The 16,181-nt window shown below is 39.0% G+C and carries 18 protein-coding genes; 9 read left to right on the top strand and 9 right to left on the bottom strand.

The window, feature by feature from the left end:
* Window position 1 precedes the first annotated feature (1 nt).
* From BLQ05_RS10060 to BLQ05_RS10045, 4 genes are all read right to left on the bottom strand, one after another.
* The gene (locus BLQ05_RS10060; protein WP_023575751.1) at window positions 2-1,117 is read right to left on the bottom strand and encodes an imelysin family protein; all 1,116 of its coding nucleotides are present in this window, start codon (window positions 1,115-1,117) and stop codon (window positions 2-4) included.
* A gap of 68 nt (window positions 1,118-1,185) precedes the next feature.
* Entirely contained in the window at window positions 1,186-2,418 is a 1,233-nt protein-coding gene (locus BLQ05_RS10055; protein WP_023575750.1) for a DUF4856 domain-containing protein, read from the bottom strand.
* A gap of 111 nt (window positions 2,419-2,529) precedes the next feature.
* Entirely contained in the window at window positions 2,530-3,393 is an 864-nt protein-coding gene (locus BLQ05_RS10050) for a hydroxymethylglutaryl-CoA lyase (RefSeq protein WP_023575749.1), read from the bottom strand.
* 39 nt (window positions 3,394-3,432) lie between these two features.
* Entirely contained in the window at window positions 3,433-4,452 is a 1,020-nt protein-coding gene (locus BLQ05_RS10045) for a quinone-dependent dihydroorotate dehydrogenase (protein ID WP_023575748.1), read from the bottom strand.
* 191 nt (window positions 4,453-4,643) lie between these two features.
* Between BLQ05_RS10045 and BLQ05_RS10040 the strand changes: the two genes are divergently transcribed.
* The 3 genes from BLQ05_RS10040 (at window position 4,644) to BLQ05_RS10030 (ending at window position 6,343) form a co-directional block, all read left to right on the top strand.
* Complete coding sequence (locus tag BLQ05_RS10040; RefSeq protein WP_023575747.1) at window positions 4,644-4,940, top strand: hypothetical protein; 297 nt, start codon at window positions 4,644-4,646, stop codon at window positions 4,938-4,940.
* Window positions 4,941-5,074: 134 nt separating this feature from the next.
* Entirely contained in the window at window positions 5,075-5,617 is a 543-nt protein-coding gene (locus tag BLQ05_RS10035) for a GNAT family N-acetyltransferase (RefSeq protein ID WP_023575746.1), read from the top strand.
* 81 nt (window positions 5,618-5,698) lie between these two features.
* Window positions 5,699-6,343: a dioxygenase family protein gene (locus tag BLQ05_RS10030; protein ID WP_023575745.1), complete on the top strand. Its 645-nt coding sequence runs from the start codon at window positions 5,699-5,701 to the stop codon at window positions 6,341-6,343.
* Between the two features lie 41 nt (window positions 6,344-6,384).
* On the opposite strand, the gene BLQ05_RS10025 is transcribed toward BLQ05_RS10030, so the two are convergent.
* Window positions 6,385-7,431 carry an RluA family pseudouridine synthase gene (locus tag BLQ05_RS10025; protein WP_035654118.1) on the bottom strand — a complete coding sequence of 349 codons (1,047 nt, stop codon included), beginning with the start codon at window positions 7,429-7,431 and terminating at the stop codon, window positions 6,385-6,387.
* A complete protein-coding gene (locus BLQ05_RS10020) occupies window positions 7,421-8,050 on the bottom strand; it encodes a PASTA domain-containing protein (RefSeq protein WP_023575743.1) in 630 nt (209 codons plus the stop codon). The genes BLQ05_RS10025 and BLQ05_RS10020 overlap by 11 nt, the downstream gene beginning before the upstream one ends.
* A gap of 189 nt (window positions 8,051-8,239) precedes the next feature.
* Here BLQ05_RS10020 and BLQ05_RS10015 point away from each other — a divergent pair, with 189 nt between their 5' ends.
* The 3 genes from BLQ05_RS10015 to BLQ05_RS10005 are packed head-to-tail and all read left to right on the top strand — an operon-like array spanning window position 8,240 to window position 11,414.
* A complete protein-coding gene (locus BLQ05_RS10015) occupies window positions 8,240-9,211 on the top strand; it encodes a D-alanine--D-alanine ligase (RefSeq protein WP_023575742.1) in 972 nt (323 codons plus the stop codon).
* A gap of 11 nt (window positions 9,212-9,222) precedes the next feature.
* Entirely contained in the window at window positions 9,223-9,678 is a 456-nt protein-coding gene (gene coaD, locus BLQ05_RS10010) for a pantetheine-phosphate adenylyltransferase (protein WP_023575741.1), read from the top strand.
* A 2-nt stretch (window positions 9,679-9,680) separates the two neighbouring features.
* A complete protein-coding gene (locus tag BLQ05_RS10005) occupies window positions 9,681-11,414 on the top strand; it encodes a M14 family metallopeptidase (protein ID WP_023575740.1) in 1,734 nt (577 codons plus the stop codon).
* A gap of 70 nt (window positions 11,415-11,484) precedes the next feature.
* On the opposite strand, the gene BLQ05_RS10000 is transcribed toward BLQ05_RS10005, so the two are convergent.
* Window positions 11,485-12,834, bottom strand: coding sequence for a DEAD/DEAH box helicase (locus BLQ05_RS10000; protein ID WP_023575739.1), 1,350 nt, complete (start codon window positions 12,832-12,834; stop codon window positions 11,485-11,487).
* Window positions 12,835-13,239: 405 nt separating this feature from the next.
* Window positions 13,240-13,839 carry an NUDIX hydrolase gene (locus BLQ05_RS09995; protein WP_023575738.1) on the bottom strand — a complete coding sequence of 200 codons (600 nt, stop codon included), beginning with the start codon at window positions 13,837-13,839 and terminating at the stop codon, window positions 13,240-13,242.
* A 7-nt stretch (window positions 13,840-13,846) separates the two neighbouring features.
* Between BLQ05_RS09995 and pyrE the strand changes: the two genes are divergently transcribed.
* Both pyrE and BLQ05_RS09985 read left to right on the top strand, forming a co-directional pair.
* On the top strand, window positions 13,847-14,497 hold the full coding sequence (pyrE, locus tag BLQ05_RS09990; RefSeq protein ID WP_023575737.1) for an orotate phosphoribosyltransferase: 651 nt from the start codon (window positions 13,847-13,849) through the stop codon (window positions 14,495-14,497).
* 26 nt (window positions 14,498-14,523) lie between these two features.
* Window positions 14,524-14,916, top strand: coding sequence for a calponin homology domain-containing protein (locus BLQ05_RS09985; RefSeq protein ID WP_023575736.1), 393 nt, complete (start codon window positions 14,524-14,526; stop codon window positions 14,914-14,916).
* Window positions 14,917-14,970: 54 nt separating this feature from the next.
* Here BLQ05_RS09985 and BLQ05_RS09980 read toward each other — a convergent pair whose 3' ends face one another.
* The gene (locus BLQ05_RS09980; RefSeq protein WP_023575735.1) at window positions 14,971-15,702 is read right to left on the bottom strand and encodes a biotin--[acetyl-CoA-carboxylase] ligase; all 732 of its coding nucleotides are present in this window, start codon (window positions 15,700-15,702) and stop codon (window positions 14,971-14,973) included.
* A 95-nt stretch (window positions 15,703-15,797) separates the two neighbouring features.
* On the opposite strand from BLQ05_RS09980, the gene rsfS reads away from it, so the two are divergent.
* A complete protein-coding gene (rsfS, locus tag BLQ05_RS09975; protein ID WP_023575734.1) occupies window positions 15,798-16,169 on the top strand; it encodes a ribosome silencing factor in 372 nt (123 codons plus the stop codon).
* Window positions 16,170-16,181: the final 12 nt, after the last annotated feature.

The raw sequence follows: 16,181 nt of genomic DNA, 5'->3' as shown, positions 1-16,181 counted from the left end.
ATTAATCACCATCTGCATCTACATAATCCACCGTAATGTTTAAGGCAGGCATCATATCGGTTTTAAAGAAAGTAACGTTACGTTGCAATTCGTCGTATGCTGTAATCATTTTACTGTTATCGTTAAAAATCTGTTCCGAAAAACTATCACTTAACAAAGCAGTGGCACCAAAAATTGTCGTGAACTGATTATTAATAATAGTACTTAGTGATTGTCCGTCTTTAATTACATTTAAATAATTTAGATACGCCTTCAACCCTTCTCCATTTATTGAAGAACTAAAATGCTTTCCGTTAAAAAAATCCTGAGTTGCCTTTACAGCCTCGTTTAACAATACTTTTGAAACATCATTTTTGTAATATGCCTCCACTTTATTGGTATAGGTGGTTCCTGTTGAAAAAACTCCCGCAGGAATTCCAACTTTTCCGGCACGGATATTTTTCTCGTAATTCTTAACAACAATATTGACCATTCGATTTACAGAACTGCTCACTGCATTACCATTGTTATTTATGAACGTATTTCTGTAAGAACCGGTCCAGTCATTCACAATTAAATCCGCATTGGATTTAAGCCGTCCGGTCAAATCTGTTAAATATTGTTTGTAATTGGCAGCATTCCCATTTGAGGTATAAAAAGTAACAATTGTTGCATCATCAGTACCCAAACCGTTAATCATGTAATCGATTGCAGGAAACCCTTGTTTATCGTATTGCGACAATAGCATTAAGTCGTAAGTTCCTGTAGTCACATTATTTTCAATGCCCGTGGCATTGGTAGGATAAATGTTTGTGCAATTCACCAAAGCCACTTCTTCCGCCTTACCTATTTCAAACATGGAAACGTATTGGAATGCTTTGTATGCATCTAACCATGCCGTCCTAACTGCAACTAAATTCTCTTCTGATGGTGTCGCATTAAAGTTCACAACTTCCGACTGAAGAACAGTTACTTTCGACTGATAATCTTCAAAAGAAGGAATAATAATATTATCTGCCCAATTGGTTAAAAGCGCTGTTCTGTCATAACCGTCCCCTGAAGAATCAGAACCACTATCACTGGAAGAACAAGCAGCAAAAAAAACCGAAAAACATAATAAAACAAGTATTTTTTTCATCTTGAAAATTTTTTGCAAAGGTACAAAAAAGCAGAAAAGTCGACTCTTCTGCTTTTATTTTTTTATTCTTAATTAACAGTTTGTGCCTGTTCAACAGTAAATCCGAAACGGGTTGCAATATCCGCTGCCAAATCATCGATATGCACATTCAAATAATCTACATCATACAAACCGTTAGTACCACCCATCAATTCGCTTAAAACCGCATCTACTTCTGCTTTTGACATATAAGGTGCATTGGTAGCAGGTTTATTAGTATAACGTAAACTCATGATAAAACCGTATCCCTCCGATAAAGCATGGAACGCTTTTTTTCCGGAATCCGTAACCAGTTTTGCTTTCCCTTCTTTTAAATAAAATACAGCTCTTACAGCCGAAACAAGCGCTAATTTTTGTTTGATAATTGCTATTTGTGCATCACGGGTCGCATAATCTCCGGCCACAATAGCCGCTCTGCCTTTACGGAAAGCCAATTCAAGATCTTCTTTCAGAGTTCCGAAATCCGAATCCGCATCAACCTGATTGATGTAACTGCTCCAGAATTTATATACCGGAATAGCTGCGGTTAGGTCGTCGGCACCATAAACATATCCGTAAGCCTCATCCCACAAATGCTCCATTTTCGTATAGTTCTTACCTGTTTCCAACACCTTGTTGGTATTATTATCCCGGTTGCTTCCTTCATCAAGAACCGCTGTACTCAGGTAATTATTTACAACTTGATCTAAGAAACAAGCTCCCATCATTCCTTTTAAAAGTACTTGTTGTGGCTCTAAACCATCGGCAGCAAACAATCTTTTGGAAGAACCGTCCTGATATACACCCGCAACTCCTTCAGAAGCTAAAACCCCTCCACTTGCAGAGCCTGCGTTTGTCAATTGGGTTTCAAAGAAATTACGAACCGAAACTTGCTCAGTCGTTGAACCTCCCCCTTGAAAATTCACAAAGAAATCTCTCGAAGCAGCTGTTTTATTTTTTAACTGTTTATCGGTAGCTGCATTTAAAGAAGCTTCATCAAAAGGTGTATTACTATTCGAATACATATTATACAACTTTGCAACATCTACCGAAGCATCGGCGGCTGCCTGGTTTTTGATATAATTCCCCATTGCATCCAACATTAAAATCCTGTTGGTCTGTCCACCATATTCAACTGTTGACGTTCCGTTTCTTTCAAATGTATACGTTGAGGGTACGGTATAATCAAATCCGGGTTCTTGAATCGAATCATCGTCAGAACAAGAAACCGAAAATAATGCTACAACAGGCAATGAAGCTAAAAGTACGTTTCTAAATGTCATATTCTTTTATTTAGATTGAGTTAAAATAATTTTGAATTGCAAATATATTTACTCATTCTAAATAAGACAAATTTTATTTAGATTATTTTTAAATAATTTTAACAGGATTATTTAGTGGTAAATCGTAAAAATTTTCAAAGCTTCATTGTAAGCACTTTCAAAACTCATCGGACTCAGATTGGAATCCGCTTTTACGGTGGTAAAGTACGAAAGCATCTTTTCGGTTGGCATGTTTCCGGTTAAATCGTCTTTGGCCATCGGACAACCGCCAAAGCCCTGAATCGCTCCATCAAAACGACGACAGCCTGCTTTATAAGCCGCATCTACTTTTTCGAACCATTTCTCCGGTGTGGTATGCAAATGAGCGCCGAATTCGACATTCGGGTATTTCGGAATCAGATTGGAGAACAGGTAATCAATAACTTCCGGTGTGGAACTTCCCACGGTATCAGAAAGTGACAGGATTTTCACACCCATATTGGCCAGTTTCTCGGTCCATTCCCCTACGATTTCCACATTCCAGGGATCGCCATACGGATTCCCGAAGCCCATGGAAATATAGGTTACCACTTCTTTATTGGTTCTGTCGGCAATGTTTAAAATTTCCTGCAGCGTTACCAGTGATTCGGCGATGGTTTTATGGGTATTACGCATCTGAAAATTCTCGGAAATCGAAAAAGGAAAACCCAAATACTGAATTTCAGTATGGATGGAGGCATTTTCGGCACCTTGTGTATTGGCAATAATGGCCAGTAATTTACTTTGGGTTTGCGACAAATCCAGTTTCGCCAAAACTTCGGCCGTATCCTGCATTTGCGGTATGGCCTTCGCCGAAACGAAACTTCCGAAATCAATGGTATCAAAACCTACACGCAATAACGATTGGATGTACTGCACTTTTTTATCCGTGGGAATAAATTCTTTAATGCCTTGCATGGCATCGCGCGGACATTCGATAATTTTGACTTTTTCCATTGAAGGTTTCGTGGTTCTGAGTGGCTAAGATACTATGTTTTATGCTTTTTCTAAAATCTTTTTATTGATGGCTTTCACCAGGGCCGGACCTTCATAAATAAACCCGGTGTATAATTGCACTAAACTTGCTCCTGCTTCCAGTTTTTCGATGGCATCTTCGGCGGTGTGAATTCCGCCTACCCCAATAATAGGGAAGGCTTTATTGCTTTTTTCGGAAAGAAAACGAATCACTTCCGTGGAACGTTTGGTTAATGGTTTTCCGGAAAGTCCGCCCATTTCAATTCGGTTTACCGATTGTAATCCGTCACGTGAAATGGTTGTATTGGTCGCAATTACGCCAGCAATTTTGGTTTCTTTTACGATATCAATGATGTCCAGCAATTGGTCGTTGGTTAAATCGGGCGCAATTTTCAAGAGAATTGGTTTCTCTTTTTGCTTCGTTTTATTTTTATCCTGCAACGTTTGCAGTAATTGTGTTAACGGTTCTTTATCCTGAAGAGCACGAAGATTGGGCGTATTGGGCGAACTCACATTCACTACAAAATAATCCACATAATCGTACAAGGCATCGAAACAGATTTCATAATCCTTTACCGCTTCTTCGTTAGGGGTGATTTTATTTTTTCCGATGTTTCCACCAATCAGAACCCCGTTGTTTACATTCAGACGTTTCACCGCTTCGTCCACTCCTCCATTATTGAAACCCATTCGGTTAACAATCGCCGAATCTTCCCGCAAACGAAACAATCTTTTTTTCGCGTTGCCCTCCTGTGCTTTTGGGGTAAGAGTGCCGATTTCTATAAATCCGAATCCGAAATTGGAAAGCTCTTTGTACAATTTGGCATCTTTATCGAAACCAGCCGCAAGTCCAACCGGATTTTTGAATTTCAACCCGAAAACTTCACGTTCCAAACGTTTGTCGTTTACTGTATAAAGAGATTTAATCAATGAGGAAATCCCGGGTATTTTATTTACAAATCGGACCAGCGAAAATGTAAAATGATGTACGGCCTCAGGATCGAAACAAAAAAGTATCGGACGAATAATTTGTTTGTACATGGTAGTAATTGTGTTGTAATGCAAAAATAGAAATTTGAATTCAGAATTCAGAGATTATCACACAGAATGTTTTATTTGTCAATTTTCAGAAAGCAAGGCACACCGTTTTAAATTACTGGCTTTCAATTCCTTCTGATTTTTAAAATTCTTAACTTTGTTAGTCTTTTTTGTTTAATTTAAATAGCAGTATCATGTATATAGTCCGAGAAATATTCTATCTGCAATTTGGCCGGTTTAAAGAAGCTAAAGCATTGTGCGACGAAGCCGTTGGTCTTGGGGTAATGACTCAACCTTCCGGCGGAAGAATCCTAACCGATTTTACAGGAGCCGGTTATCGTTTGATATTTGAATCGCCGTATAAATCCCTTGCCGATTTTGAAACCGATTTAGCCAAAGAAATGAACGCTACAGCCTGGAAGGAATGGTACGAGAAATTCAAACCTTTTGTTCATCATTCCGAAAGGGAAATCCTGAAACAGATTGCCTGAATGCTGTTAGCACTTCAAGAGATAATCCTACATTATCTCTTTTTTTTGAATAACCATCCGATTGAAATCAGGTATCTTTACAATAGACATTGCCCGAGCAAAAAGAATTACATCTAAGTATTTAAATCGAAAAAATGATTTTTGAGCTATTGGAAACGCAACAGCTTATTTTGAGAAAGCTGACACCCGAAACCTACGATTACCTATTTCAGCAGTATAACGACAACGAGCTGAAAGCATTCTTAGGTCTTGTTACCGAGGAAGAACTTGAAAAGGAGAAAGATAAATTCCGTAAAGGAATCGCGACCTATAATAAATCATTCGTGAATTTTCAGCTGATTGACAAACAAACCAACACTGTCATGGGTGCCTGCGGTTTCCACACCTGGTACACGGAACACCGTCGTGCCGAAATCGGTTATGCTTTAAACAGTGACGTTCACAAAGGCAAAGGAATCATGTCGGAAGCATTGAAAGCGGTTATCGATTATGGTTTTAGAGAAATGGACCTCAACCGCATTGAAGCTTTCATCGGACCGAAGAATGAGCCTTCCTTGCGACTGGTTCAGAAACTGAACTTCACTAAGGAAGGGCATTTGCGTAAGCATTACTGCAAGAACAACATTATGGAAGATTCACTTGTGTTTTCGTTGTTGCGAGACGAATACCTCCATTAAGTATTTCTTAACTTTTTGTAAGTAAAAAACGAAATTCATTTTGTAAATTTGATATATCATTGATTTTCAAAATATTACATCATGAAACCTTCTTCCAAAGTTATCGCCGTATTGTTATGCTCTTTGCTGATGACCTTTTGCAGAAATCAGGAAACTAATAGTGAAATGAGCCTGAACGAACCAACAGCAACACTTCAAACGGATATTTGTGATGATCCCGATGCGGCTATCGAATGCTGTTTTGCCAACATGCCCAAACAACTGACTTCCACCATGGTGATTCCGGACGATGACAGTAAGAGTGAGAAATTAATCATCAGCGGGACCGTTTACAGAAAAGACAAAACACCTTATCCTAACGTTATCATATATGCGTATCATACCGATTCAAAAGGTGAATATTCCAAAAAAGGAACCGAAACCGGATATCAGAAATGGCATGGTTCGCATCACGGCTGGTGCAAAACCGATAAGAAAGGCTACTATCGCATTGAAACCATTCGCCCCGCTTCCTATCCCAAAACAACAGCGCCACAACATATTCACTCGGCAATAAAAATTCCAGGCAATGAACCCTTTTACATTACCGATTTCATGTTTAAGGACGACCCCAACCTTCCCAAAAACATGCAAAACAAGTATTCTCTTCAGGGCGGCTCGGGGATTGTGGATGTCAAGAAAGTTGGCAATGTATGGATGGGGAAAAGAGATATTGTTTTGAATTGATTATATTAAAAAAGCCTCCGGATTTGGAGGCTTTTTTAATATTAATTTTCTTCTTCAACCGTGTGTGACTTGGAATACACGCGCCATTTTTCAACACATTCCATCATATCCTGAGGGATTTCGGTATCAAAACGCAGGAATTCTTTGGTTGTTGGATGCTGGAATCCTAATGTTTTGGCATGTAACGCCTGTCTCGGTAATGTTTTGAAACAATTATCGATAAACTGTTTGTATTTGGTAAACGTGGTTCCTTTCAGAATCAAGTGCCCACCATACCGTTCGTCGTTAAATAACGTATGTCCGATATGTTTCATGTGCACACGGATTTGGTGCGTACGACCGGTTTCCAATTTACACGAAACCAACGTCACATACCCCAATCGTTCCAATACTTTATAATGCGTTACCGCCCATTTTCCGTATTCTTCATTATCATAACACGACATTTGCATGCGGTCTTTCATATGACGTCCGATATATCCGGTAACGGTTCCTTCCTCTTCCGCTACATTTCCCCAAACAAGGGCAACATATTCTCTTTCGGAAGTTTTCTCTTCAAACTGTTTGGCTAAAAAGGCCATCGCCTGATCGGTTTTCGCCACTACCAGCAATCCGGAAGTGTCCTTATCGATGCGATGCACCAATCCGGGACGTTCGCTGCTGTTCATTGGCAGATTTTCAAAATGATACGCCAACGCATTCACTAAAGTCCCTGTATAATTTCCGTGACCCGGATGCACCACTAAACCTGCGGGTTTGTTTATGACCAATAATTGGTCATCCTCATAAACGATATCCAACGGAATGTTCTCCGGGATAATAATATTTTCGAAGGGCGGATGTTCTAACAACACACGCACCACATCATTTGCTTTTACTTTATAATTGGATTTCACCGGAATGTTATTCACGAAAATATTTCCGTTAGCTGCTGCCTGTTGAATTTTATTTCGTGTGGCGTTTTCCACTAAATTCATTAAAAATTTATCCACACGCAACGGCGCCTGGCCTTTTGAAGCTTCAAAACGATGATGTTCATACAACTCGTCTTCCAGTTCTTCCTGATCGGTATTCTGATTATTCTGCATTTTCTTCTGCCGGAACCGGCTCTAATTTTTCACTCGCATTAATACTATCCATTTCCTGGTCCTGGAATCCGGTTTTCCCGTCTCCCAAAACAAAATCAATTTTAGACGATTTTAATATTCTATCGCCTGCTTTGAGTTTTTTACCGTTCTGTTTCACTTCCAAAACCACATCTTTCGCCATATATTCCACATACTTCACGTCGCCTTCCTCTAAACCTAAAGCACGTAACGTTGACAGCGCTTGTCTGTATGTCTTCTGAACCAATTCCGGTAAGGCAACTTTTGTATATCCTCCCGCATTAATTTTTACATAAACTTTACGTCCGTCTTTCACAGTAACCGCCGGAAGCGGATCTTGTTCTACAATAGAATAAGCAGGAAAAGCAGGATTATAATCTACGGTATCTAACAAGTGTAACTCCAAATCGATATCATTTAGACGTTCTTCTGCTTTTTCAAGCGACATTTTGGAGAGATTCGGCACAGGAATTTCTTCGCCGTGGTTGGTTGCCACGCTTAAAAATTTCATCACGCCAAAAACAGCGGCGACAACAATAAGTAACGCTAATGCGAAGTTTTTAAAAAAGGAAGGGCTTGTTAAAAATTTTTTCCAACTCATAGTTTTGGTTTTGGACAAAGATATAAAATACTAAAGATTTTTCGTTTCTTCCGAAAAAGTAATTGTTTGCCTATGTCATCAGGAACCCACTTTTTCATTTTTATCGGAAGAAAAATATTTTTTGATGTGGGTTTCAACAAATAGTGATAATTTTGTAAGAACTATTACTTATCAAATAACGCACGATTTATGAAAAATGTTGCCATTATTATGGGAGGCTATTCCAGCGAATATCAAATTTCCTTAAAAAGCGGAAATGTAGTGTATAACTTCTTGGATAAATCAAAATATAACGCCTACCGAATTCATATTTTCAAAGAAAAATGGGTAATGGTGGACGACAATGAAAATGAATTTCCGGTAAACCGTCACGACTTTTCGGTGAATTATGCCGGAATCAAACTTGAATTTGATGTGGTTTTCAATGCCATTCACGGCACACCAGGAGAAGACGGACTGATGCAGGCTTATTTTGAATTGTTGGGTATTCCACAAACATCTTGTGATTATTACCAGGCAGCCTTGACATTTAACAAGCGTGACATGCTTTCGGTTTTAAAACCCTACGGCATCAAAACAGCGACTTCTTTCTATTTGGATAAAGGTGATGCAATCAACGAGGACGAAATCATCAAAACCGTTGGGTTGCCGATGTTCGTTAAACCTAACAAATCCGGTTCGAGTTTCGGAATTTCGAAAGTGAAATCGAAAGAAGAATTGCTTCCGGCCATTGAAAACGCTTACAAAGAAGATAACGAGATCATTATTGAAAGTTTCCTTGACGGAACAGAAGTGTCGGTTGGCGTCATCAATTACAAAGGAGAAACTACGGTTTTACCGATTACGGAAATTGTATCGGAAAATGATTTCTTCGACTATGAAGCGAAATATTTAGGGAAATCACAGGAAATCACACCGGCCCGAATTTCAGATGACATCCGTCAGAAAGTGGAAGCGGTTTCCAAAAAAGTCTATGAAGTCTTAAAAATGAAAGGTTTTTCAAGAAGCGAATTCATCATCGTAAACGGAGAACCGTACATGCTGGAAATGAATACGATTCCCGGAATGACCACCGAGAGTATTTTACCGCAACAGGCTAAAGAAGCCGGAATTTCATTAACTGAATTGTTTGATAATGCTATTCAATTGGCATTAGTATAATACGCAACATTATGAGAAAAGCCATATTTCCCGGATCTTTTGACCCCATCACCTTAGGTCATTTTGACATCATCAAAAGAGCGTTGCCCTTGTTTGATGAAATCGTGGTAGCCATCGGTATCAATGCCGAAAAAAAATACATGTTTTCTCTGGAAGACCGTAAAAAATTCATCGAAGCCTCGTTTAAAGACGATCCCAAAGTATCCGTGGTAACCTATGAAGGGTTAACCATCGATTTGTGCCACAAATTGGACGCTAAATTCATCCTGCGCGGACTACGAAACCCGGCCGATTTCGAATTTGAAAAAGCGATTGCGCACACCAACCGTCAACTTTCAGACATTGAAACCGTATTTTTATTAACGTCCATAGACACCTCACATATCAGTTCGAGCATTGTTCGTGATGTTATTCGAAACGGCGGCGATTATACCATTCTTGTTCCCCAATCTGTAAAAATAAAATAACAATGAAAAACATACTTAACTTATTTCTCTTAAGCACTTCCATGCTTTTTGCACAGCAACCCGATTTAAAAACGCCTTTTGAAAAAGGAAACGGAAACCAATCGGCAACCTATCAGGAGTCCATCAATTATTATCAGCTTCTTGATAAAAGTTTCGAAACGATTGCGATGAAAACTATGGGATTAACCGATAACGGAGAACCGCTGCATATTGTGACTTTCAACGCGGACAAAGTTTTTGATTTCAATAAAATCAACGCGCAGAACAAAGCTGTACTTCTGATCAACAACGGTATCCATCCCGGAGAAACTGACGGAATTGATGCAACCATGTTACTTATGAGAGATTTGGCCAGCGGAAAAATTGCGGCTCCGAAAAACACGGTGATTGTTGCCATTCCCGTATATAATATCGGTGGAGCTATGAACCGGAATTCGACTTCCCGCGCGAATCAGAACGGACCGGAAGCTTATGGTTTCAGAGGCAATTCAAGAAATTTCGACCTAAACCGTGACTTTATCAAATCAGACACCAGAAACTCGAGAAGCTTTCAGGTAATTTTCAATGTGGTAAATCCGGATGTTTTTATCGACAACCATGTAAGTAATGGCGCGGATTACCAATATACGCTAACTTACATTGCCACGCATTATCAGAAATTAGGCGGAAATTTAGGAACATTTTTTAACGAAAAGATGATGCCTACCATCCTGAAAGATCTGAAAGCGAAGAAAATCGAATCGGTTCCTTACGTAAACGTTCACAATAATCTTCCGGAAAAAGGATTTGCAAAGAGTATGGAAACGCCTCGTTTTTCCACCGGATATGCTTCCATGTTCAATACTTTGGGAACTATGGTGGAAACACACATGTTGAAAAAATACAGCGACAGAGTTAAAGTGACTTACGAATACATGTTGTCCACTTTAAATTATACCGATCAAAATACCGCTGAAATCAAGAAACTGCGTCAGGAAAATGCAACGGGTTACTATCCGCACAGTCGCTATACCGTTCAATGGGAAATTGACTCTGCAAAAGTGAAACAGATTCCGTTTTTAGGTTATGAAGGAAAATACAAAACCAGCGAGGTTTCTGGAAAACAACGTTTGTATTATGACCGTACGAAGCCGTTCAGCAAAATGATTCCGTATTACGAAGTCTATAAAGCAAAAAAGGAAATCCTCATTCCGGAATCGTACATTGTCCCGAAACAGCACTGGGAAGTAATCGACTTGTTGAAATTAAACCGAATTGAAATGACGCCGCTAAAAAAAGACACCATTCTTAGCGTTGACAGTTATAAAATCACGGAGTATAAAACTTCCAAAGAAGCCTTTGAGGGACATTACGGACATTACAACACTTCGGTAACTACCACGCGTGAGAAAGTAAAATTCAGTCAGGGCGATTTTGTGATAAAAACCAATCAGAAAAACGTAAAATATCTTTTAGAAACCTTAGAACCGGAAGCTACCGATTCGTTTTTTAACTGGAATTTCTTCGATACGATTTTACAACAGAAAGAATATTATTCTGCCTATGTTTTTGAAGATCTGGCCAAAAAGATTCTGGATGAAAATCCACAATTAAAAGCCGAACTGGAAAAGAAACGTCAGGAAGACAAAAAGTTTGCCGAAAATGGCGATGCACAATTGGACTGGGTGTATAAACATTCCAAATACTATGAAAAAGAGCATTTGCAATATCCGGTTTACAAAGTAATGCGTTATTAATCGTCCAATAACTAAAAAAGGTCACAACGAAAATTTTCCTTGTGACCTTTTTTTATTCCGATAGTCGAAACTATTTCTCTTCTTCCTTCTTGATTACATTACGGGCGACTTCAATTTTGAATTTCTTGCCCTTCATTTTTTCGTCTTTAATGTTACGTAGCAATTCATTTACTTTTTTGAATTTCACTGCCGCAAACGAAACGAAATCTTTGACTTCAATCAGTCCCAAATCGCCTTTTTCCAGTTTTCCTTTTTGCGAAAAGAAGCCCACGATATCAATCTTATTCAGCTTGTTTTTCTTTCCGCCGCTGATATAAATGGTTTGGAATTCGGGTGGTTTCGGTAAGGATTTGGCATTGTCCACATTTAAAACCGGCATCTGATAATCGATATACTCCAATTTTTTCTCGCTTTCGTGAACAATAATATAAGCCGTTCCCGAAGCCAACATTCTGGCTGTTCTACCGTTTCGGTGCGTAAACTCATCTTCCTTCAAAGGTAAATGATAATGAATAACGTGATTCATTTCCGGAATATCCAAACCACGCGCTGCCAAATCGGTCGTCACCAGATAACTCACACTGCCGTTACGAAACTGAATTAAAGCGCGTTCGCGTTCGTCCTGATCCATGCCTCCGTGATAATAGGTGGCGTAAATTCCTTTTTCGTTTAACGTTTCGCTGATACGTTCCGCTGCATCACGATGGTTACAGAAAATAATCGCCGATTCCGATTGCAACGAACAAAGCAATTGGAACAGACTTCCGATTTTGTCTTTCTCCTTGGAAACGATCATTTTCATCGAAAGATTTTCGTTTTCCTTTTCGGTCGGAACAAAATCCAAAACCGTCGGATTCACCACGCGAGTGTATTTCGGAATTTCAATATCGGAAGTTGCCGATACCAAAATACGCTTGCTCAGTTTCGGTAATCTGCCAATGATATACGACATCTGCTCGTGGAAACCCAATTGCAGGGATTTGTCGAATTCGTCCAAAACCAACGTCTGAATCGTATCGATCTTAAACGTCTCACGGTCGATATGGTCGGCAATACGTCCCGGCGTTCCGATTAAAATCGCAGGTGGATTGCTTAAGTTCTTAATTTCGGTTTCGATATTATGTCCGCCATAACACACATTGACTTTGTAATCGACGGTCATTTGTTTCCAGACTTGCTGTATCTGCAAACCCAATTCTCTTGAAGGTACAATAATCAAGCATTGCACCGTATGGATTTCGGGCTGCAACATTTCGAAAATAGGCAATAAAAAAGCCAGTGTTTTTCCGGAACCTGTTGGCGAAAGCAGTAAAACATTAGGGTCATTCAAAATAGCATCCTGTGCCATTTCCTGCATTTCGTTAAGACTTTCAATTCCTAAATTGAGAAGAATATTATTGGAACGGGGATTTTTATACATGCGGCAAAGGTAAGGAAAAAGTTTTCAGCGGTCAGTCGCGGTTTGCGGGTAGTGTATTTTGAAAATCAATATTCTTAAGATTTTGGGAGCGTCCCGATAGCTATCGGGAGGTTCGGGCTTCTTTGGATTCCCTGTTCCTGCTGTACGTTACAATCTGTCATTGCGAGCTCGCGAAGCAATCTCACAACGCCAGGATTTCCACTCTCATCAGGGCTATCAAGCCGGCTTTAAAACCTTCTGGATGGTTGGAAAAAAGCAACACATTCTTTGCAACGCAGATTCGCAGATTAAAATCTCAATCAACTAACTAATCCGCGGTTAAATTAAAAAAATCTTCGTGTTCTTCACGTAAAATTTTGCGCGCTTTGCGGTTAAACTAACCTGCCAGAAAAAAAACAAAAGCCATTAAACCACTTTTTCTTCCTGAAACAGTAATTTTATGTTTTCATACGAATTGCCAAGCGCTTCCTTAATTTCCTCTGGTTTCAGCCAGGCTACTTTTTCAATTCCTTCGTCTTGCTGACCAACCGGAATTCCGTCAAAATCGGTTTTCATTTCAAACCAATGCGTGATTTTCAGTTTATAGCGTCCGTTGCGTTTGAAAACGTGATAGGTTTTTTGCAGTTTTTGGGTGATTTTTAATCCGGTAACGCCGGTTTCTTCTTCCACTTCACGAATGGCCGTTTCTTCGATCACTTCCCCTTTTTCGGTTCCGCCCTTTGGCAAATCCCATTTTCCGTTGCGAAAGATGAATAAAGCTTCACCGTTTTTATTGAAAACCAAACCGCCACCGGCTTTTACAGCTGGAATTTTTTCTTTTAATTTGGTAAGAATCTCTTTTTCATCGGGATGGTATAAAAATGCTTTTTGAATTTTATTCTGAAACATTTTCACAATAATTTGCTTGATATCAACGGTTTCCAAAAGAAAAAGTTGAAAATCGGTTTCTTTAACAACTTGATTTGTTAAGAAAAGAGGCTTATCGTTTACAAAAACTTTATACATTTGTAGTATGATTTTTAACACAGACACAGCTAAAAAAACTGCCGAATTGCTTTTACAAATAAACGCAATTAAATTAAATCCAAAAAATCCTTTTACATGGGCTTCTGGATGGAAATCGCCTATTTACTGCGATAATCGTATAACCCTCTCATTTCCACCGATTAGAAATTACCTTCGTGAGGAATTTGCCAAAAACATCGAAAAACAATTTGGCAAACCCGATGTAATTGCCGGTGTGGCCACCGGGGCCATCGGAATCGGGATGCTTGTAGCCGAAATTATGGGACTTCCGTTCGTATATGTTCGTCCGGAACCCAAAAAACACGGACGCGAGAATCAGGTGGAAGGCTTTTTACAGAAAGGGCAAAACGTATTGGTAGTGGAAGATTTGATCAGTACCGGAAAAAGCAGCCTGCAGGCAATCGAAGCTTTAAAAGCAGCCGGTGCGAACGTTAAAGGAATGGTAGCCATTTTCACTTACGGATTTGATATCGCAGAAAAAAACTTCAAAGATGCCAATATCGAAGTGTACACGCTTGGCAATTACGACATGCTTTTAAAAGAAGCTGTTGCCAGACAATACATTACCGAAGACGAGTATGACACACTGAAAGAATGGCGTAAAAGTCCGTCAACCTGGGGTGTGGAAGTTGAATAGAACATACAAAATTTACATATAAGAATATGAATTTAGAAAGCCCAAAAGTTAACGTCGAAAAATCAGCCGAATATTTGTTTACTTCTCTGACAGACGTTAAGAATTTTGAAAAATTAATGCCGGATTCCATTGCTAAATTTGAGGTATTGGATGAAAATGCTTTTATCTTCGGATTGAAAGGTATGCCGGAAATCAAATTGAAAATGAAAGACAAAGTAGCGCCAAACAAAGTGGTTTTGGGAGCTGCGAGTGATAAATTACCGTTTACGTTAACGGCCAACATCAATTCACTGACGCCAAACACTTCGGAAGTACAATTGCTTTTTGATGGCGATTTCAACCCTATGATGGCTATGATGATTAAAGGACCAATCAGCAAGTTCATTGAAACTTTGGCAGCCAACATGAATAAATTATAATTCCGAACTTCGGAATGCGAAAACGGCTTTCAGTTATCTGAAAGTCGTTTTTATTTAGTACAACATTTGAACTTCTTTAATGTCAAAGGTTTTCAAAGAATCATTGTCAAGCAGTACTTCCAGTTTTCCGTTTGCGGTTACTCCTTGGATAATCCCCATAAAACGAACACCGTTTTTATCTTCAAACGGCATCGGAATCCCTTTTTTGAATAATTTCTGATTGTAAGCTTCCCAAAATTTATCATAATCGCCAATTTGGAGTAAGGCTACATTGCGTTTCAGGTTTTGGATTATCGAAACCAAAACCGCTTCTTTGTCTAAATCGTGATTCAAAATACAACTCAGCGATGTCGCTTTGGGCAAATCATCAAAGTTTTTTTGATTGACATTCAGACCGATTCCCACCACAGAAAAAATTTCGCCATTGCTCTTCAAACTGTTTTCAATTAAAACACCGGCAATTTTCTTATTCTCTGCCAAAATGTCGTTAGGCCATTTAATCGCCAAATTAGAAATAGTAAAGCGCTGTAAGGCTTCTGTAATACTGACTGCAACCAAGACATTCAAATGAAAAATCGAAGTGATTTCGACCAATACATCCTTAACCAGTACGCTAAAAGTCAGGTTCTTACCGGATTCCACTTCCCACTTCGCACCCATTTGCCCCCTGCCGGAAGTTTGGTTTTCCGCAGTGACAACTGTGAAGTTTTCAACAAACTGGTTTGTCAGTAACGCTTTTAAAAAGTCATTCGTTGAAGGTGTGGCATCGAGTTTGATGATATTCATGTAACTATTTTTGCTTTATGAAGTTTAATCTTATGTTAAGGTTCAAAAATAAAGACAAAAATTGGTAACTTTGCGAAAAACATATTAAATAATAGATGGCGAAAAAGGAGATTAACAATGATGAGCTGTTGGCAAACATCATTAAAGGAATTGAAGAAGTAAAAGGTAACGATATAGATATACTGGATTTAAGAGCAATCGATAATACCGTGTGCGATTATTTCGTAATATGTAACGGTAACTCCAATACACAGGTTAACGCAATAGTTAGCTCTATTCAAAAAGTAGTTTCAAAAGAATTAAAGGACAAACCCTGGCATGTTGAAGGCAACGAAAACGGCGAATGGGTTTTGATGGATTATGTGAACATTGTAGTTCATGTTTTTCAGAAACACATCCGTGAGTACTACAACATCGAGAGTTTGTGGGGTGATGCGAAAATCACCACAATCGAAAACAAATACTAATAGTCATATTAC

The organism is Flavobacterium saliperosum (genome assembly GCF_900100625.1).
Lineage (GTDB): Bacteria > Bacteroidota > Bacteroidia > Flavobacteriales > Flavobacteriaceae > Flavobacterium > Flavobacterium saliperosum.
The sequence above is the reverse complement of the archived record's forward strand: the minus strand, read 5'-3'. Positions and strand labels throughout refer to the sequence as shown.

Excerpts from the sequence above, each read along its gene's own strand:
- BLQ05_RS10060 (WP_023575751.1), bottom strand. The coding sequence starts at position 1,117 with ATGAAAAAAATACTTGTTTTATTATGTTTTTCGGTTTTTTTTGCTGCT.
- BLQ05_RS10055 (WP_023575750.1), bottom strand. The coding sequence starts at position 2,418 with ATGACATTTAGAAACGTACTTTTAGCTTCATTGCCTGTTGTAGCATTA.
- BLQ05_RS10050 (WP_023575749.1), bottom strand. The coding sequence starts at position 3,393 with ATGGAAAAAGTCAAAATTATCGAATGTCCGCGCGATGCCATGCAAGGC.
- BLQ05_RS10045 (WP_023575748.1), bottom strand. The coding sequence starts at position 4,452 with ATGTACAAACAAATTATTCGTCCGATACTTTTTTGTTTCGATCCTGAG.
- BLQ05_RS10040 (WP_023575747.1), top strand. The coding sequence starts at position 4,644 with ATGTATATAGTCCGAGAAATATTCTATCTGCAATTTGGCCGGTTTAAA.
- BLQ05_RS10035 (WP_023575746.1), top strand. The coding sequence starts at position 5,075 with ATGATTTTTGAGCTATTGGAAACGCAACAGCTTATTTTGAGAAAGCTG.
- BLQ05_RS10030 (WP_023575745.1), top strand. The coding sequence starts at position 5,699 with ATGAAACCTTCTTCCAAAGTTATCGCCGTATTGTTATGCTCTTTGCTG.
- BLQ05_RS10025 (WP_035654118.1), bottom strand. The coding sequence starts at position 7,431 with ATGCAGAATAATCAGAATACCGATCAGGAAGAACTGGAAGACGAGTTG.
- BLQ05_RS10020 (WP_023575743.1), bottom strand. The coding sequence starts at position 8,050 with ATGAGTTGGAAAAAATTTTTAACAAGCCCTTCCTTTTTTAAAAACTTC.
- BLQ05_RS10015 (WP_023575742.1), top strand. The coding sequence starts at position 8,240 with ATGAAAAATGTTGCCATTATTATGGGAGGCTATTCCAGCGAATATCAA.
- coaD (WP_023575741.1), top strand. The coding sequence starts at position 9,223 with ATGAGAAAAGCCATATTTCCCGGATCTTTTGACCCCATCACCTTAGGT.
- BLQ05_RS10005 (WP_023575740.1), top strand. The coding sequence starts at position 9,681 with ATGAAAAACATACTTAACTTATTTCTCTTAAGCACTTCCATGCTTTTT.
- BLQ05_RS10000 (WP_023575739.1), bottom strand. The coding sequence starts at position 12,834 with ATGTATAAAAATCCCCGTTCCAATAATATTCTTCTCAATTTAGGAATT.
- BLQ05_RS09995 (WP_023575738.1), bottom strand. The coding sequence starts at position 13,839 with ATGTATAAAGTTTTTGTAAACGATAAGCCTCTTTTCTTAACAAATCAA.
- pyrE (WP_023575737.1), top strand. The coding sequence starts at position 13,847 with ATGATTTTTAACACAGACACAGCTAAAAAAACTGCCGAATTGCTTTTA.
- BLQ05_RS09985 (WP_023575736.1), top strand. The coding sequence starts at position 14,524 with ATGAATTTAGAAAGCCCAAAAGTTAACGTCGAAAAATCAGCCGAATAT.
- BLQ05_RS09980 (WP_023575735.1), bottom strand. The coding sequence starts at position 15,702 with ATGAATATCATCAAACTCGATGCCACACCTTCAACGAATGACTTTTTA.
- rsfS (WP_023575734.1), top strand. The coding sequence starts at position 15,798 with ATGGCGAAAAAGGAGATTAACAATGATGAGCTGTTGGCAAACATCATT.